General features: G+C 68.3%; 9 protein-coding genes. 5 read left to right on the top strand and 4 right to left on the bottom strand.

The features are described 5' to 3' along the window. Nucleotides 1-5: 5 nt before the first annotated feature. Nucleotides 6-1,793, top strand: a complete 1,788-nt coding sequence (locus C6Y53_RS13800; RefSeq protein WP_106472951.1) for a TRAP transporter permease — start codon at nt 6-8, stop codon at nt 1,791-1,793. A gap of 101 nt (nt 1,794-1,894) precedes the next feature. After that, nucleotides 1,895-4,651: a hypothetical protein gene (locus tag C6Y53_RS13805; RefSeq protein ID WP_106472952.1), complete on the top strand. Its 2,757-nt coding sequence runs from the start codon at nt 1,895-1,897 to the stop codon at nt 4,649-4,651. Nucleotides 4,652-4,668: 17 nt separating this feature from the next. On the opposite strand, the gene C6Y53_RS13810 is transcribed toward C6Y53_RS13805, so the two are convergent. Beyond that, nucleotides 4,669-6,054 (bottom strand): phosphatase PAP2 family protein, encoded by a 1,386-nt coding sequence (locus tag C6Y53_RS13810; RefSeq protein WP_106472953.1) that lies wholly within the window; start codon nt 6,052-6,054, stop codon nt 4,669-4,671. A gap of 91 nt (nt 6,055-6,145) precedes the next feature. After that, on the bottom strand, nt 6,146-7,942 hold the full coding sequence (locus C6Y53_RS13815; RefSeq protein WP_106472954.1) for an adenylate/guanylate cyclase domain-containing protein: 1,797 nt from the start codon (nt 7,940-7,942) through the stop codon (nt 6,146-6,148). Nucleotides 7,943-8,099: 157 nt separating this feature from the next. On the opposite strand from C6Y53_RS13815, the gene C6Y53_RS13820 reads away from it, so the two are divergent. From C6Y53_RS13820 to C6Y53_RS13830, 3 genes are read left to right on the top strand one after another with little or no spacing between them, the layout of a single operon-like run. Further along, a complete protein-coding gene (locus C6Y53_RS13820; protein ID WP_106472955.1) occupies nt 8,100-9,062 on the top strand; it encodes an ABC transporter substrate-binding protein in 963 nt (320 codons plus the stop codon). 10 nt (nt 9,063-9,072) lie between these two features. Then, nucleotides 9,073-10,137 (top strand): quaternary amine ABC transporter ATP-binding protein, encoded by a 1,065-nt coding sequence (locus C6Y53_RS13825; protein ID WP_106472956.1) that lies wholly within the window; start codon nt 9,073-9,075, stop codon nt 10,135-10,137. Beyond that, nucleotides 10,134-12,188 (top strand): ABC transporter permease subunit, encoded by a 2,055-nt coding sequence (locus tag C6Y53_RS13830; RefSeq protein ID WP_106472957.1) that lies wholly within the window; start codon nt 10,134-10,136, stop codon nt 12,186-12,188. The genes C6Y53_RS13825 and C6Y53_RS13830 overlap by 4 nt, the downstream gene beginning before the upstream one ends. Before the next feature lie 9 nt (nt 12,189-12,197). On the opposite strand, the gene C6Y53_RS13835 is transcribed toward C6Y53_RS13830, so the two are convergent. Both C6Y53_RS13835 and C6Y53_RS13840 read right to left on the bottom strand, forming a co-directional pair. Continuing rightward, nucleotides 12,198-13,844: a hydantoinase B/oxoprolinase family protein gene (locus C6Y53_RS13835; protein WP_425300296.1), complete on the bottom strand. Its 1,647-nt coding sequence runs from the start codon at nt 13,842-13,844 to the stop codon at nt 12,198-12,200. Continuing rightward, nucleotides 13,841-15,928, bottom strand: a complete 2,088-nt coding sequence (locus tag C6Y53_RS13840; protein ID WP_106472958.1) for a hydantoinase/oxoprolinase family protein — start codon at nt 15,926-15,928, stop codon at nt 13,841-13,843. The genes C6Y53_RS13835 and C6Y53_RS13840 overlap by 4 nt, the downstream gene beginning before the upstream one ends. Nucleotides 15,929-15,932: the final 4 nt, after the last annotated feature.

Here is a 15,932-nt window from a genome sequence, read left to right on the forward strand (position 1 = left end):
GCCACATGACGGATACGGTTGCGGCGCGCGGCCCGGTGCGGGCGGCCTGGATCGTCCTGGCCGCCGCGCTGGTTCTCTATCACCTCGGGCTGATCTTCTGGGGGCTGGTGCCGAACCTGGTCAGCCGGCCGCTGCACCTGGCCTTTGTCCTGCCCTTCGTGCTGGTCTTGCCGGCCGGCTCGCCGGCGGTGCGGGCGTCGGGGGCGGTTCTGGCGGCGCTGGGCATGGCGGCGGCGATCTGGGTGGCGTTGAACCACGACCGGCTGGGCGACCAGTACGGGTTTCTCGAGGGCGGGTTCCAGTTCGCCGTGGCCGTCACCCTGCTGGCGGTGGTGATCGAAGCCGCCCGGCGCGCGATCGGCTGGCCGTTGCCGCTGGTCGCGGTGGCGGCGCTGGCCTATGCCATATGGGGGCAGCACATACCCGGTGAGTTCGGCCATTCCGGCACGCCGCTGGCGAGTTTCCTGGGCACCATGACCATCGCCGAAGGCGGCATCTGGGGCAGCCTGACCGCCGTATCCGTGGGCGTGGTGGCGATCTTCGTCATCTTCGGCGCGGTGCTGAACGCGGGCGAGGCGGGGCAGGGGTTCATGAACGTGGCCGCGGCAGCGGCGGGGCGGCTGACCGGCGGCGCGGCCAAGGTGTCGGTGATCTCGTCGGCGCTGTTCGGGTCGATCTCGGGGTCGGCCTCGGCCAATGTCGCCTCGACCGGGGCGATCACCCTGCCGGCGATGACCCGGCTGGGCTATCCGAAACGGCTGGCGGCGGCGGTCGAGGCGGTGGCCTCGTCGGGCGGGCAGATCATGCCGCCGCTGATGGGAGCCGGGGCCTTTGTCATGGTCGAACTGACCGGGGTTCCCTATACCGGGATCGTCGCCGCCGCGATCCTGCCCGCGTTGCTCTATTTCCTCGCGGTCTGGATGGGCATCAATGCCCAGGCCCGCCGCGTCGAACTGCGCGGCATCGCCCCCGAAGATCGCCCCGGCGCGCGTGATGTCGTGATCACCTCGGCCTTTTTCCTGGTCCCCTTCACGGTGCTGCTCTGGGGCATGTTCGGGGCGGGTTACACCGCGCAGTATTCGGCCTGCATGGCGATACTTTCCGGCACGGCGCTGCTGTTCGTGGGGCGCAAGGGGCGGCTGACACGGGCCGAGATCGCCGCCCGGCTGGTGACCGCGCTGCTGACCGCCGCGCGGCAGGTGTCGATGATCGCGGCGATCATCTTCTGCGCGTCGATCGTGATCGGCGTGCTGGCGGTGACCGGGCTGGGGGTCAAGATCACCTCGCTGATCCTGTCCGGATCCGGCGGGATGCTCTGGGCGTCGCTGCTGCTGACCGCGCTGGCCTGCCTTGTGCTGGGCATGGAGGTGCCCACGACCGCGGCCTATGTGATCTGCGTATCGGTTGCCGGGCCTGCGCTGATCAGCCAGGGGCTGGAGCCGTTGCAGGCGCATCTGTTCGTGTTCTGGTTCGCGCTTCTGTCCACGATCACGCCGCCGGTCTGCGGCGCGGTGTTCATCGCCGCGGGCATGATCGGCGAGAACTGGATCAGGGTCGCGACCAGCGCGATGGCGCTGGGGGTCGGGCTCTATGTGATCCCGCTGGGCATGGTCGCAAACCCGGAGCTGCTGCAACTGGCCGAGATGCCCGTTGCCGCCCTGTTCGCGGCGGTGCGGATCGGTGCGGGGCTGACGCTGATCAGCTATGGGCTGATCGGGTTTCGCGCGCTGCCCGCGCGGCTGGCGGCGGGGCTGGCCGGGCTGGCGCTGGTGTTCGCCGGGCTGGCGTTCTGAGCCGACCTGTCGGGAATCGGCATTTTCGTGTAGGATCGGGGCATTGATTTCAATGCCTGTTGCCATGCCGTTTGCATCGCCCGTTTCGAAAGGATGTCTCGATGTCCGATGACGACCCTGACTGGCCGCTTCCGCCCTATGACGATCCCGCCACCGCGCCGCACTGGCTGCGCGTCGAAGACCAGTATCCCGGATCGGGCCGCAATTCGCGGCTGGTGGCGCATTGGACCGCGCCCTATGTGGCCGAGTATCCGGTGGGCGACGATCCCAATGACAAGCTGGCCCTGGCGGCGTCGCGTTACCTGCACAGGCTGACGACCTTCATGGCATCAGCCGGGATGCCGCTGAACCTTCCGGCGGGATGGGCGGCGGCGCTGGCGGCTGGTGACATTCTGAACTGGTTGCCGGTCTGGCCCGCGGTGGGTGAGACCTCACCCGGATTGCCGCCACCGCTGGCATCGTGGAACCTGTCGCGGGAATCCGATCACGAATTGCCGGCAACGGTGGTGATGGTGGCGGCGGAAACCCCGTTGGGCGTCCTGCTGTCGCCCAATGTGGGATTGCGGGTGCCGATGCAGGTGTCGCCGCGCGATCGCGGCGGGTTCAGGGTCACCATCCGCTCGCTGACCGCCGAACTGCCGCAGCCCGGCACAATCAGCCTGTCCGAGATCGCGGCCGGGATCAGCGTGTCGGAACGCACCGTTCTGTTCGATACCCTCGGACGGATGCTTGGCGCATTGAAAGACGGTTACGGCCGGGCCCGGATCGAGGCGACCGCACCGGTCGAGCCCGGCACCCTGAGCACAGACGAGATCCACTTTGCCGATACGGCCGGGCTGATCGGGGAACCTTTCACTGTCACGACGATTGGCAGGGCGCGCGGCGCGGTGGGGATCAACCCGCCGAGCCTGAGACTGGAAACACGGCTGGATTTCACCGCCGAGGGCGACGATTTCACGGCCCGTCACATCCGGCATTGCCCGCTGGTGTCGCACGCGGTGGGTGAGGCCAAGGTATTCGTGCGCACCCCCGCGGACAGCCCGTTCGTCAAGAAGGCCGGCGCGCGCTACAGGTTCAGCCGACGCCGCCCGGCGGCACCCGATCCGGTGCTGGACGAGTTTCGCGAATACCGCCGCATCTCGGGCCATGTGAACGCGATACTGAAGGATACCGGGTTCCGGGTGCGGCAATGCCCCCGTCTCGTGCATACGGATACCGACGGGAACGCCACGAAGGTCGTGGATCTCGACGGCACAGGGAACCCGCAGCCGCGGCGCGACGATTTCTCGGCGATCAGCGCGTTCTACAACGCGCGCGCGTTCTTCGACCTGATGGCGGAATTCGGCCTGCCGCCGTCAACCTATGTGGTGCGGGCGCAGCAGGAACTGCAGGTGTTCTACCGCGCCGGGATCACGCCGGGGCCGGGGGGCAGCGGCAACACGGTGAACGCCCAGGTGGCCTATGACTGCACGACGGCCGACGAACTGCCGTTCATCAACCTGAACCTGGCGCTGGCCGACCTGGCGCGCCGGGCGCGGCCGGCCGGGTCGCCGGGCAAACAATGGGCGCAGCCGCTGGGGATCGCCGCCTCCGGGCGCTGGATGCTGCACGAGGCGGGGCATTACCTGCTGGCGGCGCGGATCGGGCAGCTGGAGTTCGATTTCGCGCACAGCCCCGGCGACGCGCTGGCGGCGGTGGCCCATGATCCCACCTCGCGGCTGGCCGACCCGCGCCGCGGGGTGAACGCGGACATGCGCTTTTTTACCTATCCCTTCGTGTTCGCACCGCGCCGCCATGACCGTTCGCCGCTGCAGGGCTGGGGCTGGTATGGCTACCTGAACCGGGCGGTGATCGAACAAGTGCCCGGTCGCTGCGGGGTGACCAAGGGCTATCTGAGCGAACAGATCCTGTCCACGACCGTGTTCCGGCTGTATCGCGCGCTGGGTGGCGACACGCTGAACGCGGCGGGCGACCCCGATCACCTCGTGCGGCGGCGGGCGGCGGCGGTGACCCTGTTCCTGCTGATCCGCGCCATTGCCGGGCTGGCGCAGTCGCCGTCGCGGGCCGAGGCGCTGGAACTGGGCATGGAGGATGTCAGCCTGACCATGACCCAATCGCAGATCTGGTCCCTCGCTGGCGGGGATGGCGAACTGATCCCGGTGCCACACCAACCGGAGGGCTCGGCCCCGCAACCGGCGCCGACCCCGGTGCCCTGGCAGGGCGGGGTGGCGCACAAGGTGGTGCGCTGGGCGTTCGAGGCGCAGGGGATGTTCCCGGGCGACCCCACGCAGATCCAGCATGGCCCCGGCCTTGCGCCGCCGGTGGATATCTACATTCGCGACCGCCGTCCCGAGAGCGAAACGACCGAGGCCGGGCCGGTGCGCTACGGCCCCGGCAGCTATCGCCCGGTCTCGCTGCACTTTGGCGCGGACATGGACTGGACCATGGCCGAGCCCTTCGAGATCGGCAATCGCGGGCAGTTTCCGGCAACCGGGATCAAATTGCGGGCCTGGGTGGGACTGGCCATCGGTCCTGGTTCGGCCGATTGGGAAAACAGCGCGTCGATTGTCTGGGCGGCCCTCGTCACGTTCACGATCGCCAACCCGATCGCGCCGGGCGACAGCCTCGTATTGCCTGACGACATCCTGACCGATGCGCTGGCGGAATTCGAGGTGGCGCCGCAAGTGGCGTTCCTGCTGGTAGAGCTTTCCTGCCCCTTCGACCGCGCCAATACCGACCCGGCGGCCGGGCTGGCCTGCGCCGTAACCGGCACCGATGGGCTGCCCGGCACCCCGCGGGCGCTGGCCGACCTGGTGGCGGGTGACAACAACCTGGGCCTGCTGGTGGGCGGGGTCTGATCCCCGCGCGTCCGGCCTCAGACCCAGAGATCGGGCACCGGCCATTCCGCCTTGGCCTGTTGCAGCACCGTTTGCAGCGTCGGGCAGGCGATCGGCCCGGTGGCGGCGGGGTTCTGCTGCCCCGGCCGGTTGATCAGCGCATCCCACAGCCCGGCGGCCAGGTGGCGGCTGCCATAGCTGTCGGACGGGTAATGCACGCCGATCCGTTCCCGGTTTACCGCCATGCGCTGCGCGATGTCCAGCAGCGGCGACGGGATCGGCCCGTCGCCGTTCAGGTCGGACCAGATCGGTTTGCGCAAAAGCGCGCCGGACCCCGGCTCGACCAGCGGCGGCGGTGGCGCTGCGTTGGACTTTTGCACGCCGTAGCGGCAGTAGAGCCCGGGTATCTCCAGCAGCAGCAGCGACAGGAAATGCGCGGTGAAGGAATGACCGCTGGGAAAGGCCGGATGCGAGGGCGGCCCGAACGGCACGGTCAGGCCGGGACACAGCACCGACGGCCGCACCCGTTTGTAATGGGCCTTGTAGGCCATGTAGACCACGTTGGCCATCGACAGGCCCACGTTGATCAGCTCCAGCGTGCGCGGGTGTTCCCAGGCGTTGATCTGGCAGAAATGGATCAGGTAGGCGGGCATCCCGTCGGCCTGCACATCCGCCTCGACCAGATAATTCTGGCGGTCGTTTTCCATATAGACCTTCAGCGCCGCGATTTCGTCACTGATGCTCTGGAAGGCATCGGCCGGGCTGTTGAGACCGATATTCCAGTCGAGGTCAGACCGTTCCAGCCAGCCCAGCGCCAGGGGGTTGATCCGTGTGGGATGCCATTTCTCCCATTCCCCGGCCAGTTCCAGCGCCGCCAGCGTCGCCGGTTCCGAACGGTCGGCGGCGCGCAGCCATTCGCCCAGATGCGGGTCGAAGGGCAGCGACCAGAACCGCAGCGCCGGGTCCCAGTCCTCGGTCCGCCATTCCAGCGGCGGGCTTCCGGGCTGGTAGGGGTTGATGATGAATTCGAGCGGAAAGGGCTGGTTGCCGGCATTGTCGGGTGTGAAATCCAGCGCCCAGGGCAGCAGCGCCAGTTCGATCGGCGTGCCGTAATAGCTGCGGATCAGCCCGATGCCGCCACCCGCGCCCTCGGGGATCGCCCCCGGCGGATAGGGCGTGTCGCCCAGTCCCAGCCCGCTGCCAAGCCCCAGCCCGTTGCCGAGACCCAGACCCAGCCCCAGACCGTTGCCCAGCCCCAACCCGTTGCCCAGCCCCAACCCGTTGCCCAACCCGAGGCCCAGCCCGAGCCCCAACCCGTTGCTCTGCCCCAGCCCCAGCCCGCGCGATGCGCCCAATCCCAGACCCAATCCCAGTCCCAGCCCCGGCGAAGCCGATCGTCCGGCGGATGTATCAAACGTCGTCATGTCAAATCTCCTTCCTGCAATTGGCGGTTCAAGAACTGTGCCATGGGGCGCGTTGATATCCGGATTGCCGCGCGCCACCCCTCGGCGCCGGTTACTTGGGCAATCCCGACTGGCTCAGGCCCAGGATCAGGCGTTCGCGATGTTCGGTCTGTTCGACCGGGTACAGGCTCATGAATTGTGAAATCGAAAAATCCGGGTCGAGATGCAGATAGTCCCGCGCCGTCGCCCGTGCCCTTTCGATCTCGCCATCCAGCGCCTGTGCGACCGAGAGCAGCCGAAGCGCCGCCACGAAGTTCGGTTTGGCCAGATGCGCCTTGGACAGGTAGCGGCTGGCCTCGGCATAGTCTCCGGCCACGAGTTCGGCCAGGCCGGCGGCGGACCAGAAGAAATAGTTCATCGGATCGAAGGGCGACAGCCGCCACACGTTCAGCAGGCGGTCGCGGGCCTCTTCGGCATCGCCGATATAGCACAGGCTGACCGCGCTCAATGCCCAGGCCAGCGGCAGGTTGCTGTTCTGCCGCAGGGCGTCTTCAAGCAGGTCCAGCGCCTCATGCGGGTGGCCTTCGTGAAGGGACAGGATATGGGCGCGGATGGCCAGGCTGAACGCGTCATCCGGGTCCAGGTTCACCGCCTTGCGGGCATGGCGGATCGCCCGGTCGCGGTCGGTCGCCGGGTCGGTGCTGTGGCGGTCGGTGATCCAGAAATTCAGCGTCCAGGCCAGGTTGGCATGGGCCTGCGCATAGGCCGGATCGAGCGTGATCGCCCGGTCCAGCATGTTCAGCGCCGACGCGTAACCGGCGCGTTCGCCGGTATAGATCCCCGACATCGCCCGCAGCACGCAGTCATAGGCGTCGAGACTGTCGGTGGGGCGGTTGCCCAGGTTCGCGATCTCGGTTTCGATCACCTGCGGTTCGATTTCCGAGACGATGCCCGACACGATCCTGTCCTGGAAGTCGAACAGGTCGGCATCCGCGCCGTCGAAATTCGACGCCCACAGCGCGCGGCTGTGGTCCGCTTCGACCAGCTCGGCATGGATGCGCAGCCGGTTCGCGGCCCGGCGGATCGAGCCGGTCAGCAGGTAGCGGACCCCCAGTTCGCTGGCGATCGCGCGATAGCCCTTGCCGTTCTGGGCGATGTGCAGGGTCGAATTGCGCGCCACGACGAACATGGCGCGGCTGCGCGACAGCCCGGTGATGATGTCCTCGGTGATGCCTTCGCCGAAATACCGGTCATCGTCCGGCCCGGACGGATCGTGAAACGGCAGCACCGCGATCGTCGGGCGCGATGTCCAGGACGCATGGGGGCGGGTCAGCTGTTCGTCGCCGTCGCGGGTTTCGACCGTATAGATCCGCAGCGTGCGCTTGATGTTCTTCAGCAACGGCGCGCCCCGGTCCCGGAACGTGACCGGCATCCGGCCGCGCACGATGTCGCGCACCATCTGGGTCACCACGATTTCACCCGGGGCGGCGATCTGGTGGATGCGCGCGGCGATCACCACGCCGTCCGATTGCAGCGTGTCGCCGTCATCCACCACGTCATCGATATTGATCCCGATGCGCAGTTGCAGGTCGCGGTCCGATGCCGGGCGGTCGCGCAGCCGGGTCTGCACCGCGACGGCCCAGTTCACCGCGCTGGTGGCCGAGGTGAATTCGGTCAGCATCGCGTCCCCGGCGCTCGAGACGTAGCGGCCACCGGCCTTGCGCAATTCGTGCAGCAGGATATCTTCGCGCAGCGCCGCCCAGCGCCTGATGGTGCCGACGCTGTCATCGGCCATGTGCCGTGAATAATCGGCGACATCCGCAAAGGCGACGGCCGCAATGCGGCTTGTCAGCGACTGGCCGCCTTCCGATGTTTCCAGCACCGGCGGATCATGCCCGTTCGAATTCATCGCACCAATAACCTGCGACAGGAATACTCAATCAAAAGATGTTCCGAGCTTAGTCTTTTCGGGTGTTTCTGTCCACAAAAGCCGGATAATCCGGGTGACAGCAGACGGGATTTCCCGAATACTCCGGGCGAACAAGATCAATACGGGGAGTAAGGCGATGAAACGCTATGGAACGGGGCTGGCCGTCACTGTTATGGCCGGGGGTCTGGCCGGGGCGGTCCAGGCCGCCGAGATGGGCGCGGTGGACGAGCCGATCAAGCTGGCGATCAATGAATGGACCGGTCAGCATGTGACCACCCATGTCGCGGGCGAGATGCTCGAGGCCGCCGGCTATCAGGTGGACTATGTGACCGCGGGGATGATGAACCAGTTCCAGGCGCTGGCCGATGGCGACATCCACGCCACGCTGGAAATCTGGTCGTCGAACGTGTCCGAGGAATATGCCAAGAAGGTGGCTGAGGGCACCGTGGTCGAAATCGGCGACCTGGGGCTGGAGGCACGCGAAGGCATCGCCTATCCGGCGCATGTGGCCGATCTGTGCCCGGGGCTGCCCGCGCTCGACGCGCTGCGCGACTGCGCCCAGGTCTTTGCCACCGCCGAAACCATTCCGATGGGGCGGCTGGTGGATTACCCCGCCGACTGGGGCACGCCGGGCGCGGACCGGATGACCGGGTTCGACCTGCCGTTCAAGGCGGTGCCGGCCGGGTCCGAAGGCGCGCTAATCACCGAATTGCGCGCCTCGACCGAGAAGAAATCGCCGCTGCTGATCACCTTCTGGCAGCCGCATTGGGCAATGTCAGCCTATGACGTGAAATTCGTCGATCTTCCGGTCGGCAACGAGGCGTGTTTCAACGATCCGGGCTGGGGGTCGAACCCCAACGCGACCCATGACTGCGATTTCGCGCCGTCGCGGATCTTCAAGGCCGGCTGGGCGGGCTTCGCCGAGAAATGGCCGGCGGCCTATGAGATCCTCGCGGCCTATCAGCTCGCGGTCGGGGACCAGCAGCCGATGATGGGCGCGATCGATGTCGATGGCGGTGCTGTCGACGAGGTGGTCGCCCGCTGGATGTCGGATAACGAGGACAAGTGGCGCCCGGTCGTGGATGCCGCGACCAGGTGAGCCCGCTCCGGTGAGCGGCAGCGACAATCCGGCCATCGCCTGCCGCGGCCTGTGGCAGGTGTTCGGGGCCGGTGCCGACCGGGCGCTGGCGACGGCGCTGGCCACGGCACTGGACAGGGCGGGGGGCGATGCCGCCCGCGCCGCCGCCGACCTGCAGGCCGACGGGTTCGTCCCGGCGGTGCAGGATGCCGGGTTCGAGGTCCGCGAAGGCGAATTGTTCGTGATCATGGGGCTGTCCGGGTCGGGCAAGTCCACGCTGATCCGCTGTATCTCGCAGCTGCTGCCGGGCACGGCCGGCGAGGTGCTGGTCGACGGCGAGAACATCATGCGGGCCGGCCGGCAGCGCCTGATCGAGCTGCGCCGCCGGAAACTGGGCATGGTGTTCCAGCATTTCGGCCTGTTTCCGCATATGACGGTTGCCGACAACGTCGCCTATCCGCTGCGCGTGCAGGGCATCGGGCGGGCGGCGCGGCGGGCCAAGGCGCAGCAGGTGATCGACCTGGTGGGGCTGGACGGGCGCGAGGATCACTATCCGCGCCAGCTGTCGGGGGGGCAGCGCCAGCGGGTCGGCATCGCCCGGTCGCTGGTCACCGATTGCGAGGTCTGGTTCCTGGACGAGCCGTTCTCGGCGCTGGACCCGCTGATCCGGCGGCAGTTGCAGGACGAATTCCTGGCCATCCGGACCAAGCTGAAGACCACCATCGTCTTCATCACCCATGACATCAACGAGGCGCTGAAACTGGCCGACCGCATCGCGATCATGCGCGACGGGCGGATCGTGCAGATCGGGACGCCGGCCGAGATCGTGCTGAAACCGGTGGACGATTATGTGCGCGAGTTTTCCCGTGACGTGGCCAAGGGGCAGCACGCGCGGGTGGCATCGGTGATGCAGGCCGGCGACGGCGAACGGGGCCCCGACGATCCCGGCCTGCGGCCCGACATGACGCTCGACGCCGCGCTGGCGCGCTGCATGGATCTCTACCAGCCGGTGCCGGTCTGGGATAGGGCGGGCCAGTGCGTCGGCACCGTGCATCCCGCCGATCTCGCCGCCGCGCTGCAGGTCGAGGAGGCATGACCCGGCCGGACCCGCGCGCAACGCGGCCGGGCGTCGGGGCGCAGGCAGCGTTGGTGGCGCTGCTGGCGGGGGCGCTGTGCCTGGCGCTGGAGCCGGTCGCGCCGTGGCTGGTGAAATGGCCCGCCGCGTGGAGCCTGCCCGCGACCGACTGGGTCGGGACCGGTGTGACCTGGCTGCTCGAGGCGATCAAGCCTGCGGCGCGGTTGTTCTCGGCCCTGATGCGGTATCCGATGGACTGGGCCAACCTCGCGCTCGGTGCGACCCCCTGGCCGTTGGTGATCGGGTTTGTCACCGCGCTGGGCTGGTATCTGGGCGGCGCGTCGATGGCGGCGCTGGGCTTTCTCGGCCTCGGCTTCGTTCTGGCCTCGGGCTATTGGGTCGAGAGCATGAACACGCTGGCGCTGGTGGCGGTGTCGGTGCCGCTGGCGCTGGTGATCGGCGGTGGCATCGGTATCCTGGCCAATGAATGGCCGCGCCTGCGCCCGGCGGTGCAGGCGGTGCTGGACGTGATGCAGACCGTGCCGACCTTTGCCTATCTCACGCCGCTGCTGCTGTTGTTCGGCTTTGGCCCCGTGGTGGGGCTGATCGCCAGCGCGATCTATGCCGCGCCGCCGATGGCCCGCAACGTGCTGCTGGGTCTCGAACGGGTCGAGCCCGAGATCAAGGAAGCGGCGGTGATGACCGGCGGCACCCGCGCCCAGCAGCTGTTCCAGGTCGAGATCCCCTCGGCCGCGCCGCAGATCATGGTCGGGGTCAATCAATGCCTGATGGCGGCGCTGTCGATGGTGATCATCGCCGCGGTGATCGGCGGGTTCAACGACATCGGCTGGGAGGTCCTGCTGACCATGCGCAAGGCGCAGTTCGGCGCCTCGCTGCTGGCCGGGCTGGTGATCGTCGTCTTTGCGGTGGTGATCGACCGGATGAGCGGCGTGCTGGCGACCGAGTGGGAGCCCCGCGACGGGCGGGTGTCGCTGGGTCTCGCGGCGCTGGCGGCGGTCCTGACGCTGGTCTTCTGGCAGCACCTGCCCGCGCCGGGCGATTTCGCGTGGCTGACCCCGCTGGCCGATCGGGTGGACAGCGGTCTGAGCGCGTTCACGGCCGCCAACGGTGCCGCGCTGGACGCGATCAAGAACACGGCGATGTTCTATGGGCTGCTGCCGCTCAGGATCGGGCTGGATCAGGCGGTGCTGCCCTTTACCTGGGGCTTCGCCTGGACCCCGGCGATGAGCGCGGGATTGCTGGCCGCGGCGGTCGCGATCGGGGCGCTGGTGGCCTGGCGGGTCTCGCTGACCGCGGGGCTGATGGTGGTGATCGGGGCGGGGATTCTGGAAACCGGCATCGCCGAACTGCCCTGGCCCTTCGTGCTGGTGGGGACGGCGGCGCTGGGCCGGGTCGCGGGCGGGTGGCGGCTGGCGGTGCTGTCGCTGATCCTGCTGGCGACCATCCTGGTCTCGGGGCTCTGGGACCGGGCATTGCTGTCGCTCTACCTGTCGGGCGCGGCGGTGTTTGCCTGCGCCGTGGCCGGGGGAGGGCTGGGGCTGCTCTGCGCGGTCAGCCCGCTGGCATGGAAGCTGATGCGCCCGGTCTGCGACATGCTGCAGACCATCCCGCTGTTCGTGTTCCTGATCCCAGTGCTGATGTTCTTCCAGATCGGCGAGTTCTCGGCGTTCCTGGCGATCTGCGCCTATGCGGTCGTGCCGATGATCCGCTACACCCGCCACGGGCTGGTTTCGACCCCGCCCGAGATGATCGAGGCCGCGACCGCCGCGGGCGCGACCGGCTGGCAGATGCTGCGCGACGTGCGCGCGCCCTATGCGGCGCCGTCGATCCTGCTGGGGCTGAACCAGACCATCCTCTATGCCTTTGCCATGCTGGTGATCGCCGCGCTGATCGGCACGACGGGGCTGGGGCAGTCGATCTTTCTGGCGCTGGGGCAGGCCGATGTGGGGCTGGGGATTTCGGCCGGGGCGGCAATGGCGATCCTGGCGCTGATCGCCGACCGGGTGGTGCAGGGCTTTGCCGAGGAGCGCAGGCAGGCGCTGGGCCTCTAGGCGCAGCCGCTAGCCGTCATACCCGTAGTCGTCACCGGCTTGCCGGGGGGTGATCAGCCCGGCCTCGAGATCGGCGGCCACCGCCGCGCGGTCGCGGCTGCGCGGGTCGCCATAGCCGCCACCGCCCGGCAGGCACAGCCTGAGCCGTTCGCCGTTGCGGATGAACTGCCGGCCCTTGGATCTCAGCGGCGTGCCATCGGCGAGCCCGACCTTTCCCGCGCCGCCCGGACCGCCGCCTTCGCGGCCACGGGCCGGATGGTCGATCCGGTCGAACATCGCGTTGAAATAGAAATCATAGCCCTGCCGCGCCTCGATTTCGATCACCTGGCCCAGCCCGCCGCGCCGAGCGCCGGCACCTCCCGACCCGGTCCGCAGATCCTTGCGCCAGACCGTGATCGGGCCGACATGTTCGGTGGCCTCGACGCTCATGGTCGACACGCCCGAGGGAAAGGCGGTTGCCGACAGCCCGTCGGCTCCGGGGCGCGCGCCGGTCCCGCCCGAGTTGAACATCAGCACCTCGGCCCCGGCCAGCCCGCTTGCGGGATCGGAGGCGCGCGCCGAGATCTGGATGTTCCACAGCGCCGAGGCCCCTTCGGCGGGCACCGTCCCCGGCAGCGCCTGATGCAGCGCGCCCAGCACCACGTCCGGGACTAGATGGCCCAGGACATGGCGCACCGATACCGGCGCGGGGCGCCGTGCGGCGAGGATGCACCCCTCGGGTGCGGTGATCTCGAACGGGGCCAGCGAACCCGAGTTGTTCGGCACCTCCGGCGCGATGGCGCATTTCAGCCCGTAACACGCATAGGCGCGGGTATAGACTTCGGGCACGTTCACGCCGAACCGGCTCATCCCCGAAGTGCCGGTGAAATTGGCGGTTATCCGATCGGCGGATATGTCGAGCGTCACCACCATGTCGACCGGCGCGTCATAGCCGTCGACCGTCATCGAATGGCGGTAGATACCGGCGGGAACCCGGGAAATCGCCGCCAGCGTCGCCTTGCGGCTGGCCTCGATGATGAATTCCGACAGCCTGTCCAGATCGGCGATGCCGAATTCGGTCATCATCGCCTGCAGCCGCCGGTTGCCGGCCTCGTTGCAGGCGGCGAGCGAATACAGGTCGCCTACGGTCTGGTCCGGCGTGCGCACATTCGCGCGGATCAGCCGGATCAGCAGCGGGTCGACCACGCCGCGCTCGGCGAATTTGGTGATCGGGATCAGGAGGCCTTCCTCATAGACCTCGCCCGCATCCGGCCCAAAGCCGCGCCCGCCGATATCGACCACATGGGCGGTCGCGGCAAAGAACCCGACATGCACGCCCGCGCGGAACACCGGCGTCACGACGGTGAAGTCATGCAGGTGGCCGGTGCCCATCCACGGGTCGTTGGTGATCAGCACGTCGCCGTCGTGGATGTTCTGCATCCCGATTTCACGGATGAAATGGGGAACGCTTTCGGCCATCGCGTTCACATGGCCCGGCGTGCCGGTCACCGCCTGCGCCATCATCCGTCCCTGCCGGTCGAACAGCCCGGCGGACAGGTCGCCGGCTTCGCGCACCGAGGTCGAGAACGCGGTGCGGATCAGCGTGGTCGCCTGTTCCTCGACCACGGCGACCAGGCGGTTCCACATGATCTGATAGTCGATGCCGGTGGGTCTCACGCGGTGGCTCCTTTCCTCAGCAGCAGCAGGCAGCCATCGGGCTGGCCGACCGCGCGAAAGGCCGAGGTGACCACGGTCGCGGTTTCACGCTCGACGATCACCGCGGGGCCGTCGACCGCCACGCCCGGTCCCATCGCCGCGCGATCGATCTCGCGCGCCTCGACCGCCTCGCGCAGCGCGGCGTCGTAGAACCGGCGGCGGCGCGTGGCCCCGGCGGTTGCATCGCCGTCGAGCCGCGTGACCGGGTCCGGGTCGGGCAGGGTCGTGGCGACGACCAGCGACCAGTTGGTGATCTCGACCGCCAGGCCGTCGATGACGCGGCCGAATAGCGTGCGATAGGCCTGTTCGAACGCATCTGCGATCATATGCGCGTCACCCGGCGAAAACACCCTGTGCGGCAGCGGGACCGGGATTTCCCAGCCCTGGCCCGAATAGCGCATGAACGCGGTGAGGCGGGTGTGGGTCGCCGCAGTGCCGGCGCCCGCCTCGACAAAGGCGCGGGCCTCGGCCTCCATCGATCCCAGCGCGCCATTCGTCGCGACCGCGTCGAAATCGGCCAGTTTCTGGAACAACCCGCGCGTCGCCTCGTAGCTGAACGGCGCCCTGAGAAACCCGATTGCCGATCCCACGCCGGCGCCCGGCGGGATCAGCAGCCGCTCGATCCCCAGTTTCTCGCATTGCCGGCAGGCATGCAGCGGTGCACCGCCGCCAAAGGCGATCATGGTGAAATGCTCGATGTCGCGGCCGTTCTCGACCGTGTGCACGCGGGCGGCATTGGCCATGTTCTCGTCGACGATCTCGGTCACGCCAAAGGCGGCCTCGGGCACGGTGATGCCCTGGATCCCGGCCAGCCTCGAGCCCAGCGCGGTTTCGGATTTTTCGGCGGAGAGCGGGATCGCGCCGCCGGCGAAATTGTCGGGGTCGATCCTGCCCAGCGCCAGGTTGGCATCGGTCACCGTGGGGTCGGTGCCGCCGCGCTGGTAACAGGCGGGGCCGGGTTCGGAGCCCGCGGATCGCGGCCCGACCTGGATGCGGCCCATCGCGTCGATCCAGGCAATCGACCCGCCGCCCGCGCCGATTTCCACCATCTCGACCACCGGCGTCGAAACCACCATGCCCGAGCCTTTCCTGAACCGGTAGGTGCGGGCGACCTCGAACGTGTTGGCGGTTCTGGGAGTGCCGTGCTCGATCAGGCAGATCTTGGCCGTGGTGCCGCCCATGTCGAAGGACAGCACCTTGTCGATCCCGTGCGACCGGGCAAATTCGGCGGCAAAGATCGCGCCGCCCGCCGGACCGGATTCCAGCAATCGCACGGGTTGATCGGCAGCGGTTTCGATCGGGATCAGGCCGCCGCCAGAATGCATCATGAAAACCTGCGCCGCGATACCGGCCCCGCGCAGCCGGTCCGCCAGGCGGCGCAGGTAGGCCGCGACCTGCGGCTGCACATAGGCATTGGCGATCACGGTGTTGAAGCGGGGCAGTTCGCGCATCCGGGGCGAAACCACCGACGAGATCGAACTGGACAGGTCGGGGGCGATCCGGCTCAGCGCGGCCTGCATCAGACGTTCGTGGCTGTCATTGGCATAGGCGTGCATGAACCCGATGGCGACGGCCTCGTATCCGCCCTCGACGATACGCCGGGCCATGGCTTCGGCCTCGGCGGGGTCGAGCGCCAGCAGCACCTCGCCTCCGGGGCCGATCCGTTCGCGGACGGTGAACCGGTCCTTGCGGGGCACCAGCGGTGTCGGAAGCTCGAGGTTCAGATCATATTGTTCGAACCGGTTTTCCGACCGCATTTCCACCACGTCGCGGAACCCTTCGGTGGTGATGAACGCCGTGCGTGCCCCGCGCCGCTGGATCAGCGCGTTGGTGACCAGCGTGGTGCCGTGGATCACCTGCACGATCGCGGTCGGCGCGATCCCGGCCTGCGCGGCGGCGGTTTCGATCCCGTCGAGGATCGCGCGCTCGGGTTGGGCATAATCCGTCAGCACCTTGCAGGTGGCGAGACCGCCCGGATGCTCCAGCGCCACGTCGGTAAAGGTGCCGCCGATATCGACACCCACGCGGATCGGGCGGCGGTCCATCGGC

Source organism: Pukyongiella litopenaei (assembly GCF_003008555.2).
GTDB lineage: Bacteria > Pseudomonadota > Alphaproteobacteria > Rhodobacterales > Rhodobacteraceae > Pukyongiella > Pukyongiella litopenaei.

Bases quoted from the DNA above. Each gene is read 5' to 3' on its own strand.
- C6Y53_RS13800 (WP_106472951.1), top strand. From the start codon at position 6: ATGACGGATACGGTTGCGGCGCGCGGCCCGGTGCGGGCGGCCTGGATC.
- C6Y53_RS13805 (WP_106472952.1), top strand. From the start codon at position 1,895: ATGTCCGATGACGACCCTGACTGGCCGCTTCCGCCCTATGACGATCCC.
- C6Y53_RS13810 (WP_106472953.1), bottom strand. From the start codon at position 6,054: ATGACGACGTTTGATACATCCGCCGGACGATCGGCTTCGCCGGGGCTG.
- C6Y53_RS13815 (WP_106472954.1), bottom strand. From the start codon at position 7,942: ATGAATTCGAACGGGCATGATCCGCCGGTGCTGGAAACATCGGAAGGC.
- C6Y53_RS13820 (WP_106472955.1), top strand. From the start codon at position 8,100: ATGAAACGCTATGGAACGGGGCTGGCCGTCACTGTTATGGCCGGGGGT.
- C6Y53_RS13830 (WP_106472957.1), top strand. From the start codon at position 10,134: ATGACCCGGCCGGACCCGCGCGCAACGCGGCCGGGCGTCGGGGCGCAG.
- C6Y53_RS13840 (WP_106472958.1), bottom strand. From the start codon at position 15,928: ATGGACCGCCGCCCGATCCGCGTGGGTGTCGATATCGGCGGCACCTTT.